Source organism: Janthinobacterium sp. SUN026, from assembly GCF_030397625.1.
GTDB lineage: Bacteria > Pseudomonadota > Gammaproteobacteria > Burkholderiales > Burkholderiaceae_D > Janthinobacterium > Janthinobacterium kumbetense.
This window is the reverse complement of record NZ_JAPQNU010000002.1, coordinates 977,033-1,000,310: the sequence shown is the minus strand read 5'-3', so window position 1 is coordinate 1,000,310 and position 23,278 is coordinate 977,033. Positions and strand designations below refer to the sequence as shown.

20 protein-coding genes are annotated in these 23,278 nt (G+C 64.5%); 11 read left to right on the top strand and 9 right to left on the bottom strand.

Annotated features, from left to right (window positions below; all coding sequences use genetic code 11):
- The first annotated feature begins 80 nt into the window (after positions 1-80).
- Positions 81-800 carry a hypothetical protein gene (locus tag OX459_RS14030; RefSeq protein ID WP_289905479.1) on the top strand — a complete coding sequence of 240 codons (720 nt, stop codon included), beginning with the start codon at positions 81-83 and terminating at the stop codon, positions 798-800.
- An 88-nt stretch (positions 801-888) separates the two neighbouring features.
- Here the strand turns inward: OX459_RS14030 and OX459_RS14025 are convergent, their stop codons facing one another.
- The 3 genes from OX459_RS14025 to OX459_RS14015 form a co-directional block, all read right to left on the bottom strand.
- Entirely contained in the window at positions 889-1,278 is a 390-nt protein-coding gene (locus OX459_RS14025; RefSeq protein ID WP_289905478.1) for a hypothetical protein, read from the bottom strand.
- Positions 1,279-1,402: 124 nt separating this feature from the next.
- On the bottom strand, positions 1,403-1,777 hold the full coding sequence (locus OX459_RS14020) for a DUF1294 domain-containing protein (protein WP_289905477.1): 375 nt from the start codon (positions 1,775-1,777) through the stop codon (positions 1,403-1,405).
- Positions 1,778-1,835: 58 nt separating this feature from the next.
- Positions 1,836-2,402, bottom strand: a complete 567-nt coding sequence (locus tag OX459_RS14015) for a methylated-DNA--[protein]-cysteine S-methyltransferase (protein WP_289905476.1) — start codon at positions 2,400-2,402, stop codon at positions 1,836-1,838.
- 94 nt (positions 2,403-2,496) lie between these two features.
- On the opposite strand from OX459_RS14015, the gene OX459_RS14010 reads away from it, so the two are divergent.
- Positions 2,497-3,258 carry a nucleotidyltransferase domain-containing protein gene (locus OX459_RS14010; RefSeq protein ID WP_289905475.1) on the top strand — a complete coding sequence of 254 codons (762 nt, stop codon included), beginning with the start codon at positions 2,497-2,499 and terminating at the stop codon, positions 3,256-3,258.
- Between the two features lie 15 nt (positions 3,259-3,273).
- Here OX459_RS14010 and OX459_RS14005 read toward each other — a convergent pair whose 3' ends face one another.
- Positions 3,274-5,508, bottom strand: coding sequence for a TonB-dependent siderophore receptor (locus OX459_RS14005; RefSeq protein WP_289905474.1), 2,235 nt, complete (start codon positions 5,506-5,508; stop codon positions 3,274-3,276).
- Between the two features lie 324 nt (positions 5,509-5,832).
- Between OX459_RS14005 and OX459_RS14000 the strand changes: the two genes are divergently transcribed.
- Complete coding sequence (locus tag OX459_RS14000) at positions 5,833-6,711, top strand: hypothetical protein (protein WP_289905473.1); 879 nt, start codon at positions 5,833-5,835, stop codon at positions 6,709-6,711.
- Between the two features lie 3 nt (positions 6,712-6,714).
- On the opposite strand, the gene OX459_RS13995 is transcribed toward OX459_RS14000, so the two are convergent.
- The 4 genes from OX459_RS13995 to OX459_RS13980 form a co-directional block, all read right to left on the bottom strand.
- Entirely contained in the window at positions 6,715-7,113 is a 399-nt protein-coding gene (locus tag OX459_RS13995) for a hemerythrin family protein (RefSeq protein ID WP_099664476.1), read from the bottom strand.
- A gap of 302 nt (positions 7,114-7,415) precedes the next feature.
- Positions 7,416-7,571 carry a hypothetical protein gene (locus OX459_RS13990; RefSeq protein WP_180278567.1) on the bottom strand — a complete coding sequence of 52 codons (156 nt, stop codon included), beginning with the start codon at positions 7,569-7,571 and terminating at the stop codon, positions 7,416-7,418.
- Positions 7,572-7,722: 151 nt separating this feature from the next.
- Complete coding sequence (locus tag OX459_RS13985; RefSeq protein ID WP_289905472.1) at positions 7,723-7,908, bottom strand: hypothetical protein; 186 nt, start codon at positions 7,906-7,908, stop codon at positions 7,723-7,725.
- Positions 7,909-8,045: 137 nt separating this feature from the next.
- Positions 8,046-10,592, bottom strand: a complete 2,547-nt coding sequence (locus OX459_RS13980) for a sulfite reductase flavoprotein subunit alpha (protein ID WP_289905471.1) — start codon at positions 10,590-10,592, stop codon at positions 8,046-8,048.
- A 184-nt stretch (positions 10,593-10,776) separates the two neighbouring features.
- On the opposite strand from OX459_RS13980, the gene OX459_RS13975 reads away from it, so the two are divergent.
- The 8 genes from OX459_RS13975 to OX459_RS13940 all read left to right on the top strand — a co-directional run bounded on the left by OX459_RS13975 (position 10,777) and on the right by OX459_RS13940 (position 21,596).
- Positions 10,777-11,367 (top strand): sigma-70 family RNA polymerase sigma factor, encoded by a 591-nt coding sequence (locus tag OX459_RS13975; RefSeq protein WP_099664474.1) that lies wholly within the window; start codon positions 10,777-10,779, stop codon positions 11,365-11,367.
- On the top strand, positions 11,357-12,370 hold the full coding sequence (locus OX459_RS13970; protein WP_289905470.1) for a FecR domain-containing protein: 1,014 nt from the start codon (positions 11,357-11,359) through the stop codon (positions 12,368-12,370). The genes OX459_RS13975 and OX459_RS13970 overlap by 11 nt, the downstream gene beginning before the upstream one ends.
- A gap of 91 nt (positions 12,371-12,461) precedes the next feature.
- Entirely contained in the window at positions 12,462-14,867 is a 2,406-nt protein-coding gene (locus tag OX459_RS13965) for a TonB-dependent siderophore receptor (RefSeq protein ID WP_289905469.1), read from the top strand.
- Between the two features lie 93 nt (positions 14,868-14,960).
- Positions 14,961-17,309, top strand: a complete 2,349-nt coding sequence (locus OX459_RS13960) for a TonB-dependent siderophore receptor (protein ID WP_289905468.1) — start codon at positions 14,961-14,963, stop codon at positions 17,307-17,309.
- Between the two features lie 133 nt (positions 17,310-17,442).
- A complete protein-coding gene (locus tag OX459_RS13955; protein ID WP_180278566.1) occupies positions 17,443-17,940 on the top strand; it encodes a transcriptional repressor in 498 nt (165 codons plus the stop codon).
- A gap of 117 nt (positions 17,941-18,057) precedes the next feature.
- Positions 18,058-19,158, top strand: coding sequence for a branched-chain amino acid aminotransferase (locus tag OX459_RS13950; protein WP_289905467.1), 1,101 nt, complete (start codon positions 18,058-18,060; stop codon positions 19,156-19,158).
- Between the two features lie 68 nt (positions 19,159-19,226).
- Entirely contained in the window at positions 19,227-19,943 is a 717-nt protein-coding gene (locus OX459_RS13945; protein WP_289905466.1) for a hypothetical protein, read from the top strand.
- A 237-nt stretch (positions 19,944-20,180) separates the two neighbouring features.
- Positions 20,181-21,596: an MFS transporter gene (locus OX459_RS13940; RefSeq protein WP_289905465.1), complete on the top strand. Its 1,416-nt coding sequence runs from the start codon at positions 20,181-20,183 to the stop codon at positions 21,594-21,596.
- A 1-nt stretch (position 21,597) separates the two neighbouring features.
- Here the strand turns inward: OX459_RS13940 and OX459_RS13935 are convergent, their stop codons facing one another.
- Positions 21,598-23,232 (bottom strand): acyl-CoA synthetase, encoded by a 1,635-nt coding sequence (locus OX459_RS13935; protein ID WP_289905464.1) that lies wholly within the window; start codon positions 23,230-23,232, stop codon positions 21,598-21,600.
- Positions 23,233-23,278 lie beyond the last annotated feature (46 nt).

Genomic DNA, 23,278 nt, shown 5'->3' with positions numbered 1-23,278 from the left:
GCAGCGTCCCGCTGCGCCTGCCGAAGGGGATGAGGACGAGGTCTGCTACACTGCGCTCCACTTTTATCGATGGAACCGCCATGACTGCCATATCCCTGCCATACCGCGCCACCGCCCTTGACGCCTGTGCCTGGCTGGCTGAACAGACGGGCACGCCGTGGACCCTGGCGCGCTTGCTGGAGCAGGGCGGTTTGCCCTACGTCTGGCTCGATTACAGCGAGGCATGGGCCGAGCTGTTCCATGACGGCGTGACGCGCTATGCGGCGCCCGTCGTGTTTATCGGGGACAAGCAGCACCTGGCCTCGGGCGCGGACGACGTGTGGCTGCGCTTTACGCGCGACTCGGGCAATATCGCCATCGAACTGAAGGCGCCGGGCTTGCGCGCGCCGCTGGACGGCTTGCACTTCCAGGAGCGCGATTTGTTGCGTTTGCTCAAGGAGTTGCAGCATCCGCAGCCGGATGTCGCAGAGGCGGACAAGGGCCCCGTGGTCTTGCCCAGCGCCGTGAAGGGCCTGGGGCGCGAGCAGATTCTGCTGGCCTTTGCCGGCGTGGGTAAGGTCGACCTGGACAAGGGGCTGGCCAGCGGCGTGGGCATCTTCGGCGACGATGGCGCGCGCGTGCGCAAGAATTCGCGCGGCGGCAAGAACAGCCATCTGTGGCATCCGGTGACGTTGGCGTTCGGCTTGCACGACGTGCATCGCGTGCCGATGGCGCACCTGAAGAAGGCGTTCGCCACGCAGCCCTTGCTGCGCGAGTGGAAGGCGGACTGGCTGGAATCGCTGCGCCTGCTGGGCGAGTAAGCAGATGCATCAAGCCTGCCGCGCGTCGTTCATCGCGCCTTGCGCTCGCCACGCGGCGTCCTGTTCGACGGCATCAGGCTGTCAGCGTTTATTCGCTTTCCTCGATCCTGCCGCCGCATTGCGTATAGCAGCTCCGGTAATCCGCCTCGCATTGCCACGTTGCAGAGTTATTTGATGAGCAATATTGGCGTTTCTTCGAGCACAGTTCCCGATCCGCATCTGTTTTCGCCACGGCCAGGCAGAGGGAAACGGTACTGACGTTGCGCATCTCGCAAGCTTGCGCCTGGGCCGCGGCAACTTGTTCCTTGCCGGCTATGCATATTTGCCGATTGGTCCCGCAACTCGTCACGCATTGACGCCCCGCATCGGAGTCCGGGGGAATAAAGCGATAGCTTGTGCAGCCCGCCAAGGTGATAGCGAAACAAATCGCGGCGGCAAGGCGGAACAGGAAGGAATTGTGGAATTGCAAGGTACGCATGGTCGAAAAGGGCTTTCCCGTGTAAATGAATTGGCTTGAATATCGTGAATATTGATATTCTGACAGGCGATCATTTCAAGAACAACGGGCTGCAATAATTGTTACATCTTGGCTTGCAGCGGTTTTACAGTTCGATGGGTGCCACCTCGGTGCCGATATCGGGCGCCGCGTAATGCGTGCTGAAATACACGAAGGCGCCGATATTGAGGGCAACCGTGATCCAGAACAGGATGCGGAACGAGCGCTTGCTGGACTTGTGGCGCAGCCATTGCTGGGCCAGCACGGCGCCCGGCCAGCCGCACAGCAGCCCCAGCAGCAGCAGGGTGCGTTCCGAGGTGCGCCAGCGGCCCCCTTTGGCGGCCGATTTGTCGATCGCATAGGCAACGAAACAGCTCAGGCTCAGCACGCCATACACGAGGGCAACCAGGGCGGGGATGTGAAAAAAGAACGTGGCCAGCAAATACAGGACGACAAAGAACAGGATGACAAGGTAGGGCATAGGGTGTGTTTGCTTGAACGGAGGGCGTGAGTATCCCACAAGGGGAGCGATGCCGCGTCTAAAACAAGCAGCCTTGCGCCGTATCGACGGGCACGGCGCGGCGGCGGGCGTGACCCGTTTTCAGCGCTTCGCGGTCGCTGGACAGGGCGATGCCTTCCAGCGCCAGCAGGGTTTCCTTGGCATGCAGGCCGCCCGCAAAGCCCGTCAACTCGCCCGTGGCGCCGATGACCCTGTGGCAGGGGGCGATGATGGAAATGGGATTCTTGCCGTTGGCGGCGCCCACGGCGCGCACGGCGGCGGGACGGCCGATCTGGCGTGCGATCTCGCCATAGCTGCGCGTCTGGCCATACGGTATCGTCAGCAGTGCGCGCCACACTTCCTGCTGGAAAGGCGTGCCGGCGAAATCGAGCGGCACGTCAAAACGCTGGCGCGTGCCGGCGAAATATTCCGCCAGCTGGCGCGCCGTTTCCTGCAGCACGGCGCAACCGTCATCGACGCGCATCGCGCCCAGGCGCACGCGGTTGGGCTTGTCATTTTCCCACAGGATGGCGGCCAGGGCCGTCCCGCGCGCCACCAGCGTCAGCTCGCCCACGGGCGAGGGCACCACGATGCAGTCGTATTCCATGTTGGTTCCTTGATCAGAGAGCGCCAGTGTAGCAGGATGGCGGCAGGCCGCGTATCGCGTGTAGGATAGTGCTTTTCGGCAAGGAGCACTGGCTGTGACAGACATTTCAACCTATGACGCTATCCGCGCGATCGCCGTGCGGCTGGTGCGTGAACGCTATCCCACGGCCGTGGCGGCCATCATCGGCGGTTCGTTCGCCACGGGCCGGCAGACGCCCACTTCCGACATCGACTTGCTGCTGCTGTTCGACCACGTCGATTGCGCCTGGCGCGACACCCTCGTGGCCGAAGGGCGCACGGTGGAACTGTTCGCGCACGACATGGCCACGTTCACGTATTTTTGCAAGGAAATCGATGCGCCGGGCGGCAAGGTGCCGCTGGTGATGATGGTGGTGGAAGGAGAAAACATCCTTGCACCCGGAGCGCAGCACGCGCAGCTGCTGGCGTTGGCGCAAGCCATCGTCGCAGCCGGGCCGCCCTTGCTCGACGTGGAAAACCTGCAGCGGCGCCGCTACGCTATCACCACGGCGCTGGAAGACCTGGTCGACAGCGCGCACCCGGGCGAGGCGCTAGCCGTGGCTTGCCAGCTGTACGAAGCGCTGGCCGACCTGCATTTGCGCGCGGCGGGCGTATGGAGCGGCGGCGGCAAGCATCTGTTCCGCCGCCTGCAGGCGTTCGACGCCGCCGTCGCCGGGCAGCTGGACGGCGCGCTGCGCCTGGTCGCCAGCGACTTGCCGGCCGGCCAGCATGCGTTCGGGCAGGTGGCCGCCGCCGTGCTGGCGCCCGTGGGCGGTCCTTTGCTCGAAGGCTTCACTTTGCCCGCGCCCGCGCACTGGCGCAGCGCGCCGGCAGCCTGATGCACTGCGTCCCGCTTAAAATGCCGTGCGCACGGCCAGGCTGATGTTGCGCGGTTCGCCCCAGAACACGCCGTCGAAGAAGCCCACGTTGCGGTAGTACTTTTTGTCGAGCAAGTTATTCACGTTCAGCTGCACGCTGGCATGGCGGTTGATGGCATAGCTGGCCATGGCGTTGACCAGCGCATAACCGGCTTGCGGGATGTTCGTCATCTCGCTTGACGGCGGACGGCCGTACCACGATTCGCTGTAGGTGGCGCTTTGCGCCGTCATGCTGGCGCCCGCTTTCAGCCCTGCCAGGCGGCCGTCGAAACGGTAGCTGGTGGCCAGGCGCAACAAATGGCGCGGCTGCGTGGTGGCGGCGCGGCGGCCATCGGCCTCGGCCGCGTGCAGATAGGTATAGCCGCCGCTCGCTTCCCAGGCGGGCGTTAACTGGCCGGAAACGTCGAATTCGACGCCCTTGGCCGTCACGCCGGCGCCGTTGGCCACCATGGCCTGGCCGCCGTCGGGCAGCAAAAAGCCGGGCGGCACGGAACGGTCGAGTTCCGCCAGGTTCTTTTTCTTCGTGTGGAACAGGGCGGCCGACGCATTCAGCTTGCCTTCATAGAATTCCCCCTTGACGCCCAGCTCGGCATTGTCGCCCGTTTCCGGCGCCAGGAACTGGTTGTTGCGGTCCTTGCTCGTTTGCGGGTTGAACAGCTGCGTGAAGCTGGCGTAGGCCGAATATTGCTTGTTGATATCGAACACGGCGCCCACGTACGGCGTGACTTCATTGCGCGTTTCCACAAAGTCGCTGCTGCCCGTGTACACGCCTTGCGTGTTGTAGCTGCGCGTGTCCGTGCGATAGGTGCTGCTGCGCGCGCCGATGATCACGTGCAGCGGGTCGGCCAGGCTCAAACGCGTGGCCACATAGCCGCCCGCCAGGCGCGTCACGCTTTCCGTGTGCGAGCCATCCGGGGTGAACACGGGGCGGGGGATGTTGCCCGTCCAGCTGCGGTAATCGGGGACCAAAGGTTCATAGTCGATTTTCGCCTTGCCGCCTATCGAATTGTCCTGGCCGTTATTGCCATTCCAGCCGACGATGGCCGTGTGCTTGCGTCCCAGCAAGGTAAACGGCCCGCTGGCGTAGACGTCGAAATTGTCGCTGTACTTTTTGCCCGCGCCCCAGGCGCCCGTCCACAGTTCCATGCCTTTGCCCGTGGCGGGATCGGGATAGCCTCTGCCCGCATAGAGCACGGTGGTGCGGTTCGTGCTTTCCGTGCGCGCATAGCCGAGGTGCATATTCCAGTTGCCCGGCAGGCGCTGGTCCACCGACGCGAATACCGTGTGCTGCTTGTTGGCCCAGGTGCTCCATGGCGCCGTCCAGCTGGTGTTGCGCGGCAAATTGGCCAGGCTGCCGTCCGCGTTCCAGTAGGGCACGGCGCCCCAGGTGGCGCCCGTGGGCTCGTTGTCCTGGAAGTCGACGCCGGCCGTCAGCAGGGTGCCGGGACGCAGGTCCGCCTCGACGATGAGCATGCCGACCGTCTTGCGTTCGTGATACATGTCCAGGTAGGAATCGCGTTTTTGCCACGCCAGGGCCGTGCGCGCACGCACGCTGCCTTGCGGGTTCAGCGGCGTGGACAGGTCGGCCTCGACGCGCTGGTCATCCCAGCGGCCCATGATGAGGCCGGCGCTGGCCTGGAATTCCTTCGTCGGCCGCTTGCGTATCATGTTGATGGTGGCCGACGGGTCGCCCTTGCCGCCCATCAGGCCGGTGGCGCCGCGCACGACCTCGATGCGGTCGTACAAAATCGTGTCTTGCAGCGGCGCATTGCCGCCGCGCGCCATGCCGTCGATCTGGATATTGTTGATGCCGAAGCCGCGCGCACTAAACGTCGTGCGTTCCGTGTCGTTCTGGTTCACCTGGATGCCCGTCGTCTGCGCCAGCGCCTGGTCCAGGCGCACGGCGCCCAGGTCGTCGAGCAACTGGCGCGTGATGACGCTGACCGATTGCGGCGTTTCGCGCAGGGACAGGTCCATGCGCGTGGCGCTGCGCGCTTCGCCTGTCGTGTACGACTGCGTGCCTTCCGTGCTGGCCATCGACTGGCCCAGCACGGTGACGGCCGGCATGGTGACGTCGGCCGCAGCGGCGTCGGCGGCCTGGGCCGGCAAGACGGTGCCGGCGGCTAGGCTCAGCAGGGCGACGTGTAACAGGCGGGGGAGGGGGCGCAAGGCGGGCTGGCGCGAAGGAGGGAAGACTGTCGTTGATTGCATCATTTTCCTGGCATATTGTAGTTGTGTATTTTCCTATCTCGTCTGGCGAGGTGCGCAGTAGCTGGGGGATGGCGTGACGCTGGCCCGTGGTCTGGCTTGGATAGCAGTTCCACCGCAAGGCCCGGCGCGTGCGGGCAGTGGAAAAGAAGGGCGCGCGATTCCCTCCACTTATGTGAATAAGAATCATTATCAATATAAGTTGTATTTGTTAAATAATCAAGCGTGAGCACCAAAAGAGTGCGACCAGGCCAAGGGCGGCGCATGGGCTGGCCTTCTGCGATAATGCAGGCGCTGATAAAATATTTTCCTCATTGAAAGAAATGCATGCGTACATGGATCGCTTGTGCCGGATGGTTGTGTGTCGTGTCGCTGGGCCAGGCCCAGGAGCACGCGCCGCCGGCTATCCCCGCGCCGCTGCAGAGCGCCAGCGTGCCGCCCGCCGCCGTCGCGCCGCCACCGCTTGTGCCGCCACCGCTCGTGCCGTCACTCCCTGCGCCAGCCACGCCCGTGGCGTCAGCGGCACCGGCGGGCGCGGAGGAAACCTTGCCATCGCAAACGGTGACGGTCACCGCCAGCAGCGACGCCAAGGCGCCGCGCGTGCGCTTCACGGCTTACCGCGACAGTTATCTGACGGCCCGGAAAGTGTGGCAAGTGTCGAGCGGCAGCGTGGTCATGGCCCTGCGCCTGATTCCTGCCAAGCTGAGCGCCACCATCGACGACGTGCGCGTGGCCTTGCAAGGCAATGGCGCTCCCATGCCGATCAAGGTGTCCGACGGCGGCGTGTTCGTCGTGCCGCTCAACGAAGACATCGCCGCGCAGGACGGTACTTTCCTGGTGAATAAGAGCAGGGGCGAGCTGACGGCGAATATCGTGCTCCAGCCGTCCGTGGCGCGCGATGCCTGGAACGTCAAGCGCGTGGGGCAGGTCTTGCAGGACGCCCGGCGCGCCGTGCGGGCCATCACGCCGTGGTACAAGCGGCCGTTCGCCAGCGACGTGCAATCGCTGGCGTTTTGCGCTGCCGAGCGGGGCAGCGCGCTGCAACTGGTCGAAGGCGAGCAGCTGATCGCCACCTTGCCCATGAACGAGGCAGCCGTCAACGACATCAACCAGCCCGTGTTTTGCAAGATTTTCGATGGCGAAGACAAATACCCGGGACACTACCGCGTCGTCTTGCCCGAGCAAGCCACGGTGCTGCTGCTGTAGAAGCTAGCTAGGCTGGCGCTGCACCAGCTCCAGCGCCGCCGCCAGGGCCAAGTCCATCGTGGCCTGGTGAAAGATCAGCCATTGCGGCAACAGCGACAGTGCATGGCGCCCCTGTTCCAGGTCGCCTTCATCGACGGCGGCCCAGGCATGGTGCAGGCCGCTGAGCACGCGCGCATGCTGTTCGCGGTGGTTGGCCAGCGAGGGAAAGGCGATTTGCTCCATCAAATCCTCTTCTTCGCGGAAATCGCGTTCGACGGCCGCGATCAGCTCGCGAAACGCCATGCTGAAATGCTGGTCGCCCAACTGCTGCAGCCGCGCCAGTTCCTGAAACAGCGCCTCATGCGCCTCGTCGATGACGGGAACGCCCAGCGCCATCTCATCCTTCCAATCCGATTTACCCATGCTGATGCTCCAGGTTAAGTCCGTCACGGTGCGAAGCGGACTGTTCCAGTTTGGGCGCAGCAAAGGTGGAAATCCATGATCTGGATCAAAAGTACTGCGAAGAGGGGGAGCAAATCAAGGCAAAAATAAATGGGAGGAGAGAACAAATCCCCATCCGCAAAACAAAGCGGTTTTAACGATGCAATCCACTACCGAGCGCCGCTGAAAAACGCCGCTGGCAAGGCGTCTTTGACGCAGACAGTACGCGAGTACGGCAAGTCAAAGCAACGCAGTCAGCGGTGTTTTCTCAGCCGCGCGTATTGCTATTGCTTGGGCCAGTGGGCCCACATGCCTTGCGCATCGACATTCGGCACCTGCAACTGCTGCCCGGCGGACGTCTGCATCGCGTCGCGCAGCACGAGGGGTACGAGCAGCAAGGCCGACAGGGCAAGGCAAGCCAGCACTTTGAGCGTCAACATGGTCGTCTCCCGGTGTCCCGGCGGCGGCGCGGGGATGCGGCGCCTGCCGGTCACTTCCTTATGTACTACCATGCTTGCAGTTTAGTTCATCTGATTGAAACTTCAATTTATTGCTGTGATGCACCGCACCAGTTCGCCCATTGCCAGGAGCTTATTTCGCCTTGCGGCTGCGCCGCGGCTTGCCTGTTGGCGGCAGGAAGGAATCGAACCACACTTGCGTCAATTGCCGCGTATTTTTCGCCGCTTCGCGCTTGACGGCGGCCGTCGCATGGCCGCGCGCCGTGTTGGCGATGCGGTTGGCGGCGCTCAGGTACATGCTCATCCAGGGGGTTTTCATGGGAAGCCTCGCAGACAGTGGGTGGGGCGGCGCGGGTTTATCGCCCGGCCGCCATGCCCTCACTGTAGTCCGATGGCAGGCGCCGACCGTGCGCCGGCCCACATAGCCGGGCGGCGCCGGTGATGGCTTGAGCCAGGTCAATACACGTCGCGGCGGTAGCGTCCGGCCGCCAGCAGGGCGTCGAGACCTTCTTGGCCCAGCATTTCTTGCAGTACAGCATCGATTCCTGCCGCCATGCCTTGCAGGCTGCCGCACACGTAGACGATAGCTCCCTGCGCCAGCCAGTCGCGCAGCGTCGCGGCGTTGGCGCGCAGGCGGTCTTGCACGTATTCACCCTTGCCGGCATCGGCGCCATCGCGCGAAAAGACGCGGTCCAGGCGCGCCAGGTGGCCAGCGTCCAGCCAGCCTTGCAACTCTGCGCCGCAGACGCTGTCAAAAGCTTGCTGGCGCTCGCCGAACAGCAGCCAGTTGCGGGCCAGTCCCGCCCGCTGGCGCGCGCGCAAGTGCGAGCGCAGGCCGGCCAGGCCGGAACCGTTGCCGATATAAATGCAGGGCACGTCGACCAGGGCGGGGGCGAAGGCCGGATTGGCTTGCAGGCGCAGGCGGATGGCGGCGTCCAGCGGGGCGAAGCGCGTCAGCCAGCCGGAGCCGAGGCCATGGCCTTGATTTTCCTCGCCCGCATGGCGTTCCTGGCGCACCAGCAACTGCAGTTCGCCATCGGACGGCAGCGAGGCGATCGAGTAGCTGCGCGGCGCGTGATGGACATTGCTGGCATCGCCATCGCTGCCGTCTGCATTGCAGGGAATGATTTCCGCCAGCGCGCCCGCTTCCCAGCTGGCGCCGGCCGGGCCCGTCAAGGTGATTTCATGCAGTTCGCCGCCCTGGCTGCCCGGGTTGAGCAGCACGCGGCGCGCCAGGCGCCACTCGGCATATGACGCTTCTTCCTGTACGCCGATGGCGTCGATGGCGCTGCCGCTGCAGCGGGCCAGCGCTGTGGACCAGTCGGCCAGGGCGGCGGGGTCGTGCTTGTCCACTTCGATCAGGGGGAACAGGGGCGTGGCGCCCAGCGTTTGCAATTGTTGCGCCAGCGCATGGCCAAAGCCGCAGAAGGCGCTGTAATGGCGGTCGCCCAGGGCCAGCATGCCGAATTCCAGGCCCGCCAGCGGCGTGCCGGAGGTGGCTTGCAGCAGGCGCGCGAAGCGGCGCGTGCCGTCCGGCGCCTCGCCTTCGCCAAAGGTGCTGGCGACGATCAGGGCCCGTTCGTACTGGCGCAATTGTGCGGGATCGAACTGGTCCAGCGACTGCACGTCGACGGCCACGCCCGCCTGCTGCAGGGCGCGCGCGCTTTCCAGGGCCAGGCGCTCGGCCTGCCCTGACTGGCTGGCGTAGGCTACCAGGGTGGGCAAGCCCGTGTCCGTCTTACCCGGCGCGCCGGCGCCCAGCATGGCGCGCTGCGCCTGCACGGCGCGTTTCGCCTTGCGGCGGCCCAGGTACAGCATCCAGCCCGTGATGGCGAACAGGGGCAGGCCCAGGCTGGCCAGGGTGACGATGATGCGGCCCGGCAAGCCAAAATACGTGCCCATGTGCAGCGGATAAATGATGTTGACGAGTCGCGCACCCAGCGCTTGCTGGCTGTACGGTTCGTTTTCCGTCACTGCGCCGTCGGCCGCTGCAATGCTCATGCGGCTGCGCGCCCGCTCGTGCGGCGCGTCGCTGGCCAGCCACGTGAATTGCACGGCTTCGCCGGCGCGTGTCGGCAGGCGCACGCTGGCCAGGGTCCAGCCGGCCGCGTGCTGCTGGAAGCTGCTCCAGGCCGGACCGAGGTCGACGGCCGGCGCTTCTTTCTTTTCCCTGGGCTGGCCTTGCTTGCCCGGCGCTTGCGCCACGCGGGGCGGCTTGCCGGCCCAGGCGTCGATATTGTCGCGCACCACGTCATAGCTCCAGTAAATGCCCGTCAGGGTCAGCGCCACGTAGACCACCAGGCACCACGTGCCGGCCACGGCGTGCAGATTCCACAGGAAGGAGCGGCCTTTTAATGCAGGGTCGAAGGTCAGCCAGGTGCGCCAGTCCAGCGGACGGCGGGGCCAGCGCAGATACAGGCCGGACAGGGCCAGTCCCAGCAGGCACAGGGCCAGCGCGCCCGCCACTTGCCGGCCCGGATCGCGCGGCAGCAGCAGCCAGCGGTGCAGCGATTCCGTCCACTCGAAAAAGCCCGCGCCCGTCAGCGCCGGCTGGGTCGCGCCCGTGTAGGGGTGGACATAAATGGACTCGCCGCGCCGCTGGCCATTCTTCGGCGCGAAGAATAAACGTGGCGCCGCGCCCGCCTCGGCGTACATGGTGATGGAGGCGACGCGCTGGCCGTGTTCGGCAGCGGCAATGTTGCTCAACTGGCCAGGCGTCAGCGGTGCGCGCGTCTCCACGGCCACATGGCGCACGCCGGGATTCATGACATCGAGCAATTCATCCTTGAACGCCAGGGTGGCGCCGCTCAGGCCGATGATCACCAGCACCGTGCCGGCCGTGATGCCGATGAACCAGTGCAATTGAAACCACACCTGCTTCCAGCTCCAGTGCCAACGCCGTTGCGGCGGGTTGGCGGCAGGCGTGCGTTGCTGTTTGCGGGTCTCCGGCGCCTCGTCGGCGCTGGCGCGCAACTGGGGTTGTGGAAGGGAGGAGGTCGTCATGGCGGCTTTCGATGGCGCCGCCATGCGGGCGCGTCAGGCATGGCGGGGAAGAAGGAAGGCTGACATTTTAACGCAAACGAGAATCATTCGCAAATGATGGAGCATTGGCACTGTTGCGCAAAATGCCCGTGCCAGGCCGGGATGATGCTTTTGATAATTTACATCGTCGTGAAATTGTGTGAAAATGAAAATCATTCTCATTCGTGATGCAGTGCTGACCCACTTGACCGGCAAGTATGGCAGCCCCTTTGTTTGTTTGCCCGTGTCCACCATTTCTCCCTCCCTCGATACCTTTAGCGACCTGTACGCCAGCCACCATGGCTGGCTGTATAACTGGCTGTGGCGCAAGCTCGGTTGCCGCGACGGTGCGGCCGACCTGGCGCAGGACACCTTCGTGCGCATGCTGGCGACGCAATCGGCGGACAGCCTGCGCGAGCCGCGCGCCTACCTGAGCACGGTGGCCAATGGCTTGCTGGTCAACCACTGGCGCCGCCTGACCCTGGAACGCACGTTCCTGGCGGCCCTGGCTAGCCATCCCGAAATGACGGCGCCGTCGCCGGAAGAGCGGGCCCTCGTGGTCGAAGCCCTGTGCCGCATCGACGCCATGCTCGATACCCTGTCGCCGCGCGCGCGCCAAGCATTTTTACTGGCGCAGCTCGACGGCCTGACGTATGCGCAGATCGCCGGCCAGCTGGACGTATCCGAACGCATGGTGAAAAAATACATGGCGCAAGCCATGCTGCAATGCATGCTGTGCATGGATGATGCCGCCTAAGCCAGGCGCCGCCATGCCGCCGGCCGACTACGCCATCCTGCAGGAAGCGGCCGAATGGTTCGCCGTGCTGCGCGGGGACGATGCCGGTCCTGCCGACCAGCAAGCCTGGGAGCGCTGGCATGCCAGCTCGCCCGCCCACCGCGCCGCCTGGCGCAGGGTGGAAGCCGTCAGCGCCGAATTTCGCCAGGTGCCGGCGGAACCGGCGCGCCAGGCGCTCGACGCCGCGGGCCCGCGCCAGAGCGATGCCGCGCGCCGCAGCCTGGTCAAGGGCTTGCTGGCGCTGTGCCTGACGGCCGGCACGGGTGGCGCCGCGCTGCTGCGGCGCGATACGCGCAGCTGGGTTGCCAGCCTGCATGCGGGCGAAAAAACGCCGGTCGGCACCATCCGCCAGCTGGCGCTGGCCGACGGTTCGCAACTGTGGCTGAACACGGCAACGTCCCTCGACATCGATTACAGCGACGCGCTGCGCCGCATCGCCCTGCATGGCGGCGAAATCTATCTCGCCTCCGCGCGCGACAGCCGCCAGCCGGCGCGCCCGCTCGTGGTCGACACCGTGCACGGCCGCCTGCGCGCGCTGGGCACGCGTTTCAGCGTGCAGCCGCAGGGCGATGCCACCTTTCTGGCTGTCTACGAGGGCAGCGTCGAGGTGGCGCCCCGCGATGGCGGCGTGCCGCGCATCGTGCCGGCCGGCCAGCAAGTACGCTTCGGCGACGGTCTCATCGGCGAGCCATACGCCGCCGACCCGAACGGGGCCGCGTGGATCGAGTACCGCCTGCAGCCGGAGCAGATGCGGCTCGATGATTTCCTCGCGCAACTGTCGCGCTACCGGCGCGGCCACCTGGGCTGCGCGCCCGAAGTGGCCCACCTGCGCCTGGTGGGCAGCTACCCGCTGGCCGATACGGACCGCATCCTGGCGGCGCTGGAAGCGACCTTGCCCGTGAGAATACATCGCCTGCATGACTGGTGGGTGACGGTGGAAGCCCAGCTGCCGCAGTCAAAATAGTAAATGAGAATATTTCTCAAAAAGTGGTTCCCTTTTTGAAAAGTTGTTTGGCAAGGTAGAAGTAAGCTGCTCAACATCAATAAGGAATGCCGTGCCGCCGTACCCTGTCTCCCTGCCGTTTGCCCGTCGTCTGCTGCCGCTGTCCCTGGCCGCGGCGCTGCTGGCCGTGCCTGTCATGCATGCGATGGCAGCAGCGGCGGAAGAGACCGTGCACAGCTTCCGCATCGCCGCCGCGCCCCTGGGCCAGGCCCTGCGCCAGTTCGCGGGCCAGGCGGGAATCTTGCTGTCGGCCGAAGGCGGCTTGACGCAGGGCAAACGCAGCGCCGGCTTGAACGCCACCGTGGCCACGGGCCAGGGCTTGCAGCAATTGCTGGCAGGAACGGGCCTCGTGGCCGTGCAGTTGCCGGACGGAAGTTACATCGTGCGCCTGGCCCCGACGCCCCTGCGCGCCGACCTGGACGGGGAGGGCGCCGGCTTGCAAGTGCTGGCGCCCGTCACCGTGCAGGGCAGCGGCGACGATGGCTACCGCCGTACCAGTTCTTCCTCCGCCAGCCGCAACGACACGGCCCTGCATGACACGCCGCAGGCCGTCAGCGTGGTGAGCCGTGAATTGATACGCGACCAGGACATGCGCACCCTGGCCGATGCCATGCGCTACATGCCGGGCGTGGGCACGGCCGCAGGCGAGGGCAACCGCGATACGGCCGTGATGCGCGGCAACAGCTCGACCTCGGATTTCTATCTGGACGGCATGCGCGACGACGTGCAGTACTACCGCGATTTCTACAATATCGAAGCGGTCGAGGCCATCAAGGGGCCGAACGCCCTGGTCTTCGGCCATGGCGGCGGCGGTGGCGTGATCAACCGGGCCACCAAGCAGCCGCAGTGGGTCAATGGCGGCGAAGCAACGCTGAGCCTGGGCGCCTGGCGCAACGGGCGCGCCGCCATCGATCTGCAACAGGTCGTGAAAGGCGACGTGGCCGTGCGCGTCAACGCCATGGCGGAAAACAGCGGCTCGTTTCGCCAGGGCGTCAAGGTGCGCCGCAGCGCCGTCAACCCCGTCGTGGCCTGGCGCCTGTCGCCGCGCACCACCGTGCAAGCCAGCTATGAACATTTTCGCGACGACCGCGTGACGGACCGGGGCGTGCCGTCGTACCGGGGCCGGCCGTTCGACACGGACCCGTCCACGTTTTTCGGCATCGCCGGCAGCAGCCCGTCGTGGGCCTACATCGACGCGCTGGGCGTGACCATCGAGCATGCGTTCGCCGGCGGCGCGGTCTTGCGCAACCGCACGCGCCTGGCCGATTACGACAAGCTGTACCAGAATGCCTTTCCCGGCCCAGTCAGCGCGGATGGGGCCAGCGTGACGGTGCTGGCGTACAACAGCGCCACCTTGCGGCGCAACCTGTTCAACCAGACTGACGTGGAGTGGACGGTCAGCAGCGGCGCCGTGCGGCACCGCCTGACGGCGGGCGGGGAACTGGGCCGCCAGACGACGGACAATCTGCGCAACACCGGCTATTTCACGACCCTGGGCGAGGGCGTCACGCACATCAGCCTGCCCACTTCGCACCCCGTGACGGACTTGCCCGTGACCTTCCGTCCCAGCGCCACGGATGCCGACAACCACGGCGTGGCCAACACGGCCGCCCTGTACCTGCAGGACCAGGTCCGCTTCAGCCCGCAATGGCAGGCGATTGCCGGCCTGCGCTACGAGCGCTTCGCCGTCGATTTCGTCAATCGCCGCAATGGCGCGCGCATCGTCCGCACGGATACGCCGTGGTCGCCGCGCGCGGCCCTGATCTATCAGCCCGTGCCGGCCCTGTCGCTGTATGCCAGCGTCAGCCAATCGTTCTTGCCGCGCGCGGGCGAACAGCTGGCGTCATTGACGCCCAGCAACGCCGTGTTTGAACCTGAACGTTTTCGCAATGTGGAAGCGGGCGTGAAATGGGAAGCCACCGCGGACCTGTCGGCCAGCGCGGCCCTGTATCGTTTGACGCGCAGCAAGGTCGCCGTCACCGACCCGAATGACGCCACGCGGGCCATGCTGGTCGATGGCCAGCGCAGCGAGGGGCTGGAACTGGAAGTGAAAGGCAAGGTCCAACCCGGGTGGAGCATCGCGGGCGGCTATGCCTGGCAGCGGGCCGTGCTGACGGCCACGCAATCGGCCACGGCATTCGAGGGGGCCACGGTGGCCCATGTGCCCCGGCACAGCCTGTCGCTGTGGAACCGCTACGATTTTTCGCCGGCCTGGGGTGCGGCGCTGGGCATCATTGCCCGCAGCGCCGTGTATGCGTCCGTGTCGAATACGGTGGCGCTGCCGGGATTTGCCCGCGTCGACGGCGCCGTCTACTTCAAGCCGCAAGGAAATTTTCAGCTGCAGCTGAATGTGGAAAACCTGTTCAACAGAAAATATTTTGCCTCCGCCCACAGCAACGACAACATCGCGCCCGGCTCGCCCCGGGCGTTGCGCATGACGGCGCTGTGGCGGTTCTAGTTTTGTCGTACCCAAGCAATCAACGAGCCAGCCAGGCGCCACGGCGCAGTAGCCAGCCATAATTTAATCCATCCGATAGAGTGAAAGATAGCGATGACATTGAAAGACCAAGCGGGCGCCGCCAAGCCGGCAGCCCTCATCCGCAGCCGCAAGCACCACAGCACTTCCGCGCCACGCATGCATGGCACGGCCCTGGCCGCGTTTGCCACCCTGGCCATGCCGCTGGCGCTGCACGCGCAAACGGTGGACAAGCCGCAGCAGTTGCAGGAAGTCAAGGTCGTGGGCACGGCTGACCGCCTGATCCAGGCGCCCGTCAAATCGGCCAACGACAAGCTGACGGCGCCGCTGCTGGACACGCCGAAATCCGTCACCGTGATTCCTGCCGAAATCATTTCGCAAACGGGCGCCGTCTCGCTGACGGATGCGCTGCGCACCGTGCCGGGCATCACCATCGGCGCCGGCGAAGGCGGCAACCCTGTGGGCGACAACCTGTTCATCCGCGGCTACAACGCGCAAACGGATACGTATATCGACGGCATCCGCGACACGGGTTCCCAATCGCGTGAAATCTTTGCGCTGGAACAAATCGAAGTCGTCAAGGGCCCGAACTCGGCCTACGGTGGACGTTCGTCCGCCGGCGGCGGCGTCAACCTGATCAGCAAGACGCCGAAAGTCGACAATTTCACCAACGCCACCGTGGGCCTGGGCAGCGCCAAGTACCGCCGCGCCACGGCGGACGTGAACCGCGTCATCAGCGACGACGTGGCCGTGCGCCTGAACGTGATGGCGCATGACGCCCACGTGGCCGGCCGCGACTACATCAATGGCGACCGCTGGGGCATCGCGCCATCGATCACCTTCGGCCTGAAATCGGCCACGCAGGCGACCCTCAGCTACTACCACATGCAGTCGAGCGAATTGCCGGACACCGGCTTGCCGTTCAACAACCCGTTCTCGTCGGGTGCGAATGTATCGAAAAACGGCAACGGCACCCCCGTCAACGTGCCGCGCGACACCTTCTATGGCCTGGTCAACCGCGATTTCCGCGACACGCAAAGCGATATCGGCACCATCGACGTGCGCCACGACTTCGGCAACAAGTTGATTTTGCGCAACGTGACCCGTTACGGCAAGACCAGCAATGACTACGTGTGGACCCAGCCCGACGATTCCAAGGGCAACACCATGTTGTACGGCACCGTCTGGCGCCGCGCCAACACGCGCACGACCGATACGGACGCGCTGGCCAATGCGACCAGCCTGGGTGGCGAATTCCTGGCCGGCGGCGTGAAACACACCTACACGGTGGGCCTGGAAATCGGCCGCGAGGAAACGGATCGCAGCTCCTATATGTTCAGCCCGGGGACGAACAACCCGCTGGAAAAAGTCGGTTCCAACTGCCCGACCTATGGCGCAGCCACCCTGTACAACTGCGCACCGTTGCTCAACCCGAACGCCAACGACCCATGGGTCTACACGCGCACGGTGTCGCCGGCACGCACGAATATCGTCACCAACACGCGTTCCGTGTACGGCTTCGACACCATCGAGTTCACGCCGCAATGGCTGCTCAACGTGGGCATCCGCTGGGATGACTACAAGAGTTCGCTGAACACGCCGCAATACACGCTCGACGGCAAGACCACCGCCGCCACCAGCGCCAAGGTGCACGCCACCTTCGCCAGCTACCAGGCCGGTCTGGTGTACAAGCCATCGACCAACAGCAGCGTGTATGTTTCCTACGGCACCTCGTCCACGCCACCGGGCAATGACGGCGGCGATGGCATCGACGGCTTGACGGTCGCCATCCAGAACCTGAAGCCGCAGGAGAGCAAGAGCTTCGAGCTGGGCACGAAATGGGAAGTGCTGCCGGGTGGCCGCCTGTCCGTGAGCGGCGCCTATTTCCAGAGCGACATGAGCAATGCGCGCGTGACGGCGCCGGACGGCAGCACGCAAAACGTGGGCGACAAGCAAGTCAAGGGTATCGAGCTGGGCGTGAGCGGCAATATCACCAAGGAATGGTCGGTCTTCGGCGGCTACACGCACCTGAACGCCATCGTGGAAAACAATGGCTACGTCAATACGGGCACGACGGCGGTACCCGTGTATGCACCGTCGCCATACAACGGCAACCAGTTTCCGACGACGCCGAAAAACAGCGCCTCGTTGTGGACGTCCTACCTGGTCACGCCCGCCATCACGGTGGGCGGCGGCGTGAACTACGTCGACAAGGTCTATGCGAACGTGGCCAACAACAAGTTTGCCCCGGCCTACACGCGCTTCGACGCCATGGCCAGCTATGTGGTCAACCGCAACGTGACCCTGCAGCTGAACATCCAGAACCTGACGAACAAGCTGTACTTCGACAAGGTTTCCTCGCCGCATTACGCTGGCGTGGCACCGGGCCGCTCGGCAACCCTGACGGCCAACATGAAGTTCTGATGGTTGCCGGTTTGAGGTAGCGCAAGGCGCCGTTCCAGTAGTCGGGAACGGCGCTTTTTTTCATTTTCCGGTTCCCTTTTGCGCTTCTCGCTTGGCAATGTCAGTAGAGCAGAACGCACAAGCGGAGAATCCCATGCAAGACATTCAATACCAGGGCGATGGCCGCGTGTTCGAGCGCTTGCGCGCCGTGCGCCTGCGCCCGACCAGCGCGCGCATCTGCATCTTGCAAGTGCTGGCCGGCACGCAACGGCAAGCGATGAATGCGGAAAGCATTTATCAGCAACTGCTGCATATCGGCATTGCCGTCAGCCTGGGCACGATTTACCGCGTGCTTAAGGAAATGGAACTGGCTGGCTTGCTGCTGCGCGAGCGCGAGGCTAGCGCCAGCGGCAACAAGGCGCGCTACTTGATCAAGCCCGACCAGGTGGAAACGGACAGTTGCTACCTCGTGTGCCGCGTGTGCGAACGTAGCGTGCTGGTGCAGGATGCGCCGCTGGTGGAGCAGCTGCGCCAGGCGGCGCTGGCGCACGGCATGGACATCGGCGCCAACGTGATTTCCGTGCAGATGCGCTGCAGCCAGTGCGCCGGGGAAGCGCAAGCAGGGCGGGGCAAGCCCTTGCGGGCCGCCTGACGGCGCCGCCTTTTGATGCGGCGCAACATTGCGGCAAGGCTATCCGCCGCCTCGCCGCGCGCATTAGGCGCTACAATAGGGAATCTCTTTATTCTCCCTGACTCGTCTTCTGCTGCCATGACCACTTCCACACCGAACCTCGTCGTCACCCCATCCGCCCACCCCCTGTCCGACGCCGAACGCGCCGCGCGCATGGTCAATCCCGCCTTCGGCCGCATCTTCACCGACCACATGGTGGTGATTCCTTACCGCGACGGCAAATGGCAGCAGGGCGAACTGAAGGCTTACGGCCCTTTGATGCTGGACCCGTCCGCGTCGTCGCTGCACTACGGCCAGGCCATCTTCGAAGGCTATAAGGCGTTCGCGCAGCCCGATGGCAGCATCAAGACTTTCCGTCCGGAACAAAACGCGGAACGCTTCAACCGCAGCGCCGCGCGCCTGGCCATGCCGGCCATTCCTGTCGAGCTGTTCCTGGAAGCGGGCGACGCGCTGATTGCGCAAGACCGCAACTGGGTGCCGAAGAACACGGGCGAGAGCCTGTACATGCGTCCGCTGATGATCGCCACCGACCCTTACCTGGGCGTGCGTCCATCGGAAGAATACCTGTTCGTGCTGTTCGCCTCGCCGGCCGGCGCCTATTTCCCGAAAGGCGTGAAACCCGTCACCGTGTGGATCAGCGAAGACTTCGTGCGCGCCGCGCCGGGCGGCACGGGTGAAGCCAAGTGCGCGGGCAACTACGCGGCCAGCCTGATGGCCCAGTCGCAAGCGCAAGAGAAGGGCTGCGACCAGGTCGTCTGGCTGGACGCCGTGCACCGCGAATTCATCGAAGAAATGGGCGGCATGAACCTCTTCTTCGTGTACCAGGATGGCGAGAAAGTCACCGTCGTGACGCCGGAATTGACGGGCACCTTGCTGCCAGGCATCACCCGCCGCAGCCTGCTGGAAATGGCGAAAGACCTTGGCTATGCAACGGAAGAGCGTAAATTGTCTGTCCAGCAATGGCGCGACGATATCGCCTCGGGCCGCATGACCGAAGTGTTCGCCTGCGGCACGGCCGCCGTCATCACCCCGGTGGGCGTGGCCAAGGCCAATGGCTTTGAAATGACCATCAACAACAATGAAAACGGCGCCGTTACGTTGGCCCTGCGCGAAGCGCTGCTGGGCTTGCAGCATGGCACGGCACCGGACACGCATGGCTGGATGCACAAGGTTTGCTGATCAACTTGTTTGATTGATACCGCGCCGGCACTCAGTTGCCGGCGTTTTTATATCTTGAAGGAAACTCGATGAAAATCCGCCCTGTCTTGCCCGCGCTGGCCGCCGTGTTCCTCAGCCTGTCTGCCGGCGCCGTCCACGCGGCCGACGCCAGCTGCGCCATTCCCCGCAACGTCAGCTACTACGATTACGACGTCAAGCCGTCGGACGAGAAAAACACGTGCTACAAGCAAAGCACGAACGTGCCCACCGATTACTTCATGCTGGCGCTGTCGTGGTCGCCAGGCTTTTGCGACAGCCAGCGCCGCCGTGGCGCCGTGTCGAAGAAGGCCGCCTTCCAGTGCGCCGATAGCAACCACTTCGGCTGGATCGTGCATGGCCTGTGGGCCCAGTCGAACAACCCGGCCAGCTGCGACGACATTTCCGTGACGCCGCCGCGCAAGACGGAGATGCATCCGCGCTATTGCAAGGGCAATTTGCCGAAGCTGGCGCCGTCCGAGATCCTGCCCTATATGTGCATGCAGCCGGGCGAAGCCTTGCTGCAGGGCGAATGGGAAAAGCATGGCGCCTGCGATTTCGATACGGCCAAGCAGTATTTCGAGAAGGAACGCGAGCTGTTCCAGGCCTTGAAGTTGCCGGACTCCAGCATGCCCAAGAATGAGTTGTTCCAGTGGATGAAGCAGCATAATCCGCAATTGAAGGGCCGCTGGCTCGGCTATGAAAAGCACTCGGGCGAGTTGCGCATCTGCTATTCGAAAGATTTCAAGGTCATCGATTGCCAGAAGTAAGCTGGCCTGTCCTGCAGGTTTCTTACATACATGCCAAGTAACCCCCAATAAATTATTGTGATTTCTGACTTCCATAACCGGCGCTCTGCGGCGTTGCCCGCTGCTAGCAGTGCTCGCACTGCGTCGCAGCGTGCGCCTTGCATAGCATCCAGTTCTGTTCGTCATAAATTCACAATAATTTCCTGAGGATTACTTAGTGTATTACCCGGATCAACAAGATGAACAGGTAGTGTATTTATGCAGCATTCTATGCAGCAGCAAACGCAAGCCGTGATGGTGGGCGAGGACGGCTTGCCGCCCGGCGCCCGTGTATGGGCCATGCTGGCGCTGGCCATCGGCGTGGGCATGGCTTCGCTCGATACGGCGATTGCCAACACGGCCTTGCCGGCCATCGCCGGCGAGCTGCACACGACGCCCGCCGCTTCCGTCTGGATCGTCAACGTGTATCAGCTGGCCATGGTGGCGACCCTGCTGCCGTTTTCCGCGCTGGGCGAAATCGCCGGCTACCGGCGCGTGTTTATCTCCGGCATGTTCCTGTTTACGTTGGCCTCGCTCGCGTGCGCGCTGGCCTGGTCCTTGCCGTCGCTGGTGGTGGCGCGTTTGTTCCAGGGCGTCGGCGCCAGCGCCATGATGAGCGTCAATACGGCGCTGCTGCGCGCCCTGTACCCTAAACACTTGCTGGGCCGCGCGTTCGGCAACAATGCGCTGGTGGTGGCCGTCGCGTTCGCCATCGGCCCCACGGCCGCCTCCTTGATCCTGGCGACGGCCTCGTGGCCGTGGCTGTTCGCCATCAACGTGCCGCTGGGCGTGGCCGGCTTCTTCCTCGCCAGCCGCATGCTGCCGGCCACCAGACTTTCCGGGCATACCCTCGATGCGCGCACGGCGCTGTACAACGTGGGCGCCTTCGGCTTGCTGATCCTGTTGTTTGGCGACGCGGCCCACCACGCGGCGCTGTCGACCCTGCTGCCGGAGCTGGTGGCCGTGGTGGTGTTCTTTATTTTGCTGCTGCGCCGCCAGGCGGGGCATGCGGCGCCCATGCTGCCGATCGACCTGTTCCGCCGTCCCCTGTTCTTGCTGTCGTCGCTGACGGCCATCTGCACGTTTGCCGCGCAAGGGCTGGCCTTCGTCTCGCTGCCATTCTATTTTGAAGTCACGCTGGGCCGTTCGCCCGTCGAGACGGGTTTTTTGATGACGCCGTGGGCCGTGCTGGTGGCCGTGATGGCGCCCGTCGCCGGGCGCCTGAGCGACCGCTATTCGCCGGGCGTGCTGGGCGGCATCGGCCTGGCGGCGCTGGCCGGCGGCTTGCTGACCCTCGTGTGGATACCGGCCCACCCCAGCGTGTTCGATATCGGCTGGCGCATGGCCCTGTGCGGCATCGGTTTCGGTTTCTTCCAGGCGCCCAATTTAAAGGCCATCATGGGCAGCGCGCCGCCCGAGCGGGCCGGCGGCGCCAGCGGCGTGGTGGCCACGTCGCGCCTGATCGGGCAAGCGACGGGCGCGGCGCTGGTCGCGTATTGCTTCACCGTTTCCGCCAGCCGGGGCACGACGTATGCGCTGTGCCTGGCGGCAGGCTTCGCCGCCGTGGCCAGCATCGCCAGCTTCTCGCGCCTAGTGGTGGCGCAACCGGCGTGGCTGACAGGCAAGGGCAGCTAAGCTAGACGTCGATGGCCTTGTCCGACTGCATGCGCTTGCGCAATTCGAACTTCTGGATCTTGCCCGTCGACGTGCGGGGCAGGGGACCGAAATAAATGGCTTTCGGCACCTTGAAACCGGCCAGGTTGTTCTTGCAGAAGGCGATCAATTCCGCTTCCGTCACGGTGCCGCCTTCGCGCAACTCGACGAAGGCGCAAGGCGTCTCGCCCCATTTTTCGTCCGGCTGGGCGATGACGGCGGCGGCCAGCACTTGCGGGTGGTGGTACAGGGCGTCTTCCACTTCCACGCTGGAAATATTCTCTCCGCCGGAAATGATGATGTCCTTGCTGCGGTCCTTCAGTTTGATATAGCCGTCCGGATACATGACGCCCAGATCGCCCGTGTGGAACCAGCCGCCCGCAAACGCTTCCTGCGTCGCCTTTTCATTCTTTAAATAACCCTTCATGCAGATGTTGCCGCGGAACATGATCTCGCCGATCTGTTCGCCGTCGGCCGCCACGTGCTGCATGGTTTCCGGGTCGATCACGGCCACGGCGCTTTGCAAGTGGTAGCGCACGCCCTGGCGCGATTTGAGTACGGCGCGTTCTTCCTGCGACAGGGCCGCCCACTCGTCCTGCTCGGCGCAGATGGCGGCCGGGCCGTACACTTCCGTCAAGCCATACGAGTGGATCAGGTCGAAACCCATGGCTTCGATCTTTGCCACCATGGCCGCCGGCGGCGGCGCGCCGGCCACCATGCCGCGCACGGTCCAGGCTATGCCGTCGCGCCAGTTGGCGGGCGCGTTGGCCAGCGCCGCGTGCACGATGGGTGCGGCGCAATAGTGGGTGATGCGCAATTCGCGCATCAGGTCGAACACGAGCTTCGGTTCGAACTTGCGCAGGCACACGTTGACGCCGGCGCGCGCGGCCACCGTCCACGGGAAGCACCAGCCGTTGCAGTGGAACATCGGTAATGTCCATAAATACACGGCATGCTTGGGCATGTCCCACTCTAATATGTTCGACAGGGCGTTCAGGGCCGCGCCGCGGTGGTGGTAGACGACGCCTTTCGGGTCGCCCGTGGTGCCGGACGTGTAGTTCAGGGCGATGGCGTCCCACTCGTCGGCGGGCGGCTGCCAGTCGTAGTCGGGGTCGCCGCTGGCCAGCAAGCTTTCGTAGTCGAGGTCGGAAAAGGCGTCCACTTCCGGTCCCAGCACGTCGTTGACCTGGATCACGCGCAAGCCGGGAATCTGCGCCGCCATCTGGCGCGCCAGTTCGGCGAATTCCGTGTCGGCCAGCAAGACTTTCGCCTGGCCATGGCGCAGCATGAAGGTCAGCGAGGCCAGGTCGAGGCGGATGTTCAGGGCGTTGAGGACGGCGCCGGCCATCGGGACGCCGAAGCTCGCTTCCACCATGGCGGGCGTGTTCGGCAACATCACGGCGACGGTATCGCCCGTGCTCACGCCCAGTTTGATGAGGCCTGATGCCAGGCGGCGCGTGCGCGCATACGTTTCGCGCCACGTCTGGCGCACGGCGCCATGTGCAATTGCCAGGCGATTGCCATATACTGCCGCTGCCCTGGCGATATAGTCGAGCGGGGTGAGGGCGGCGTAGTTGGCGCTGTTTTTGCCGAGGCCGGTATTGAAATCAGGTGTCATGCTTGTCTCCTGTTAAATAAAATTCTATAGCTCCCTGTTTCGGGAT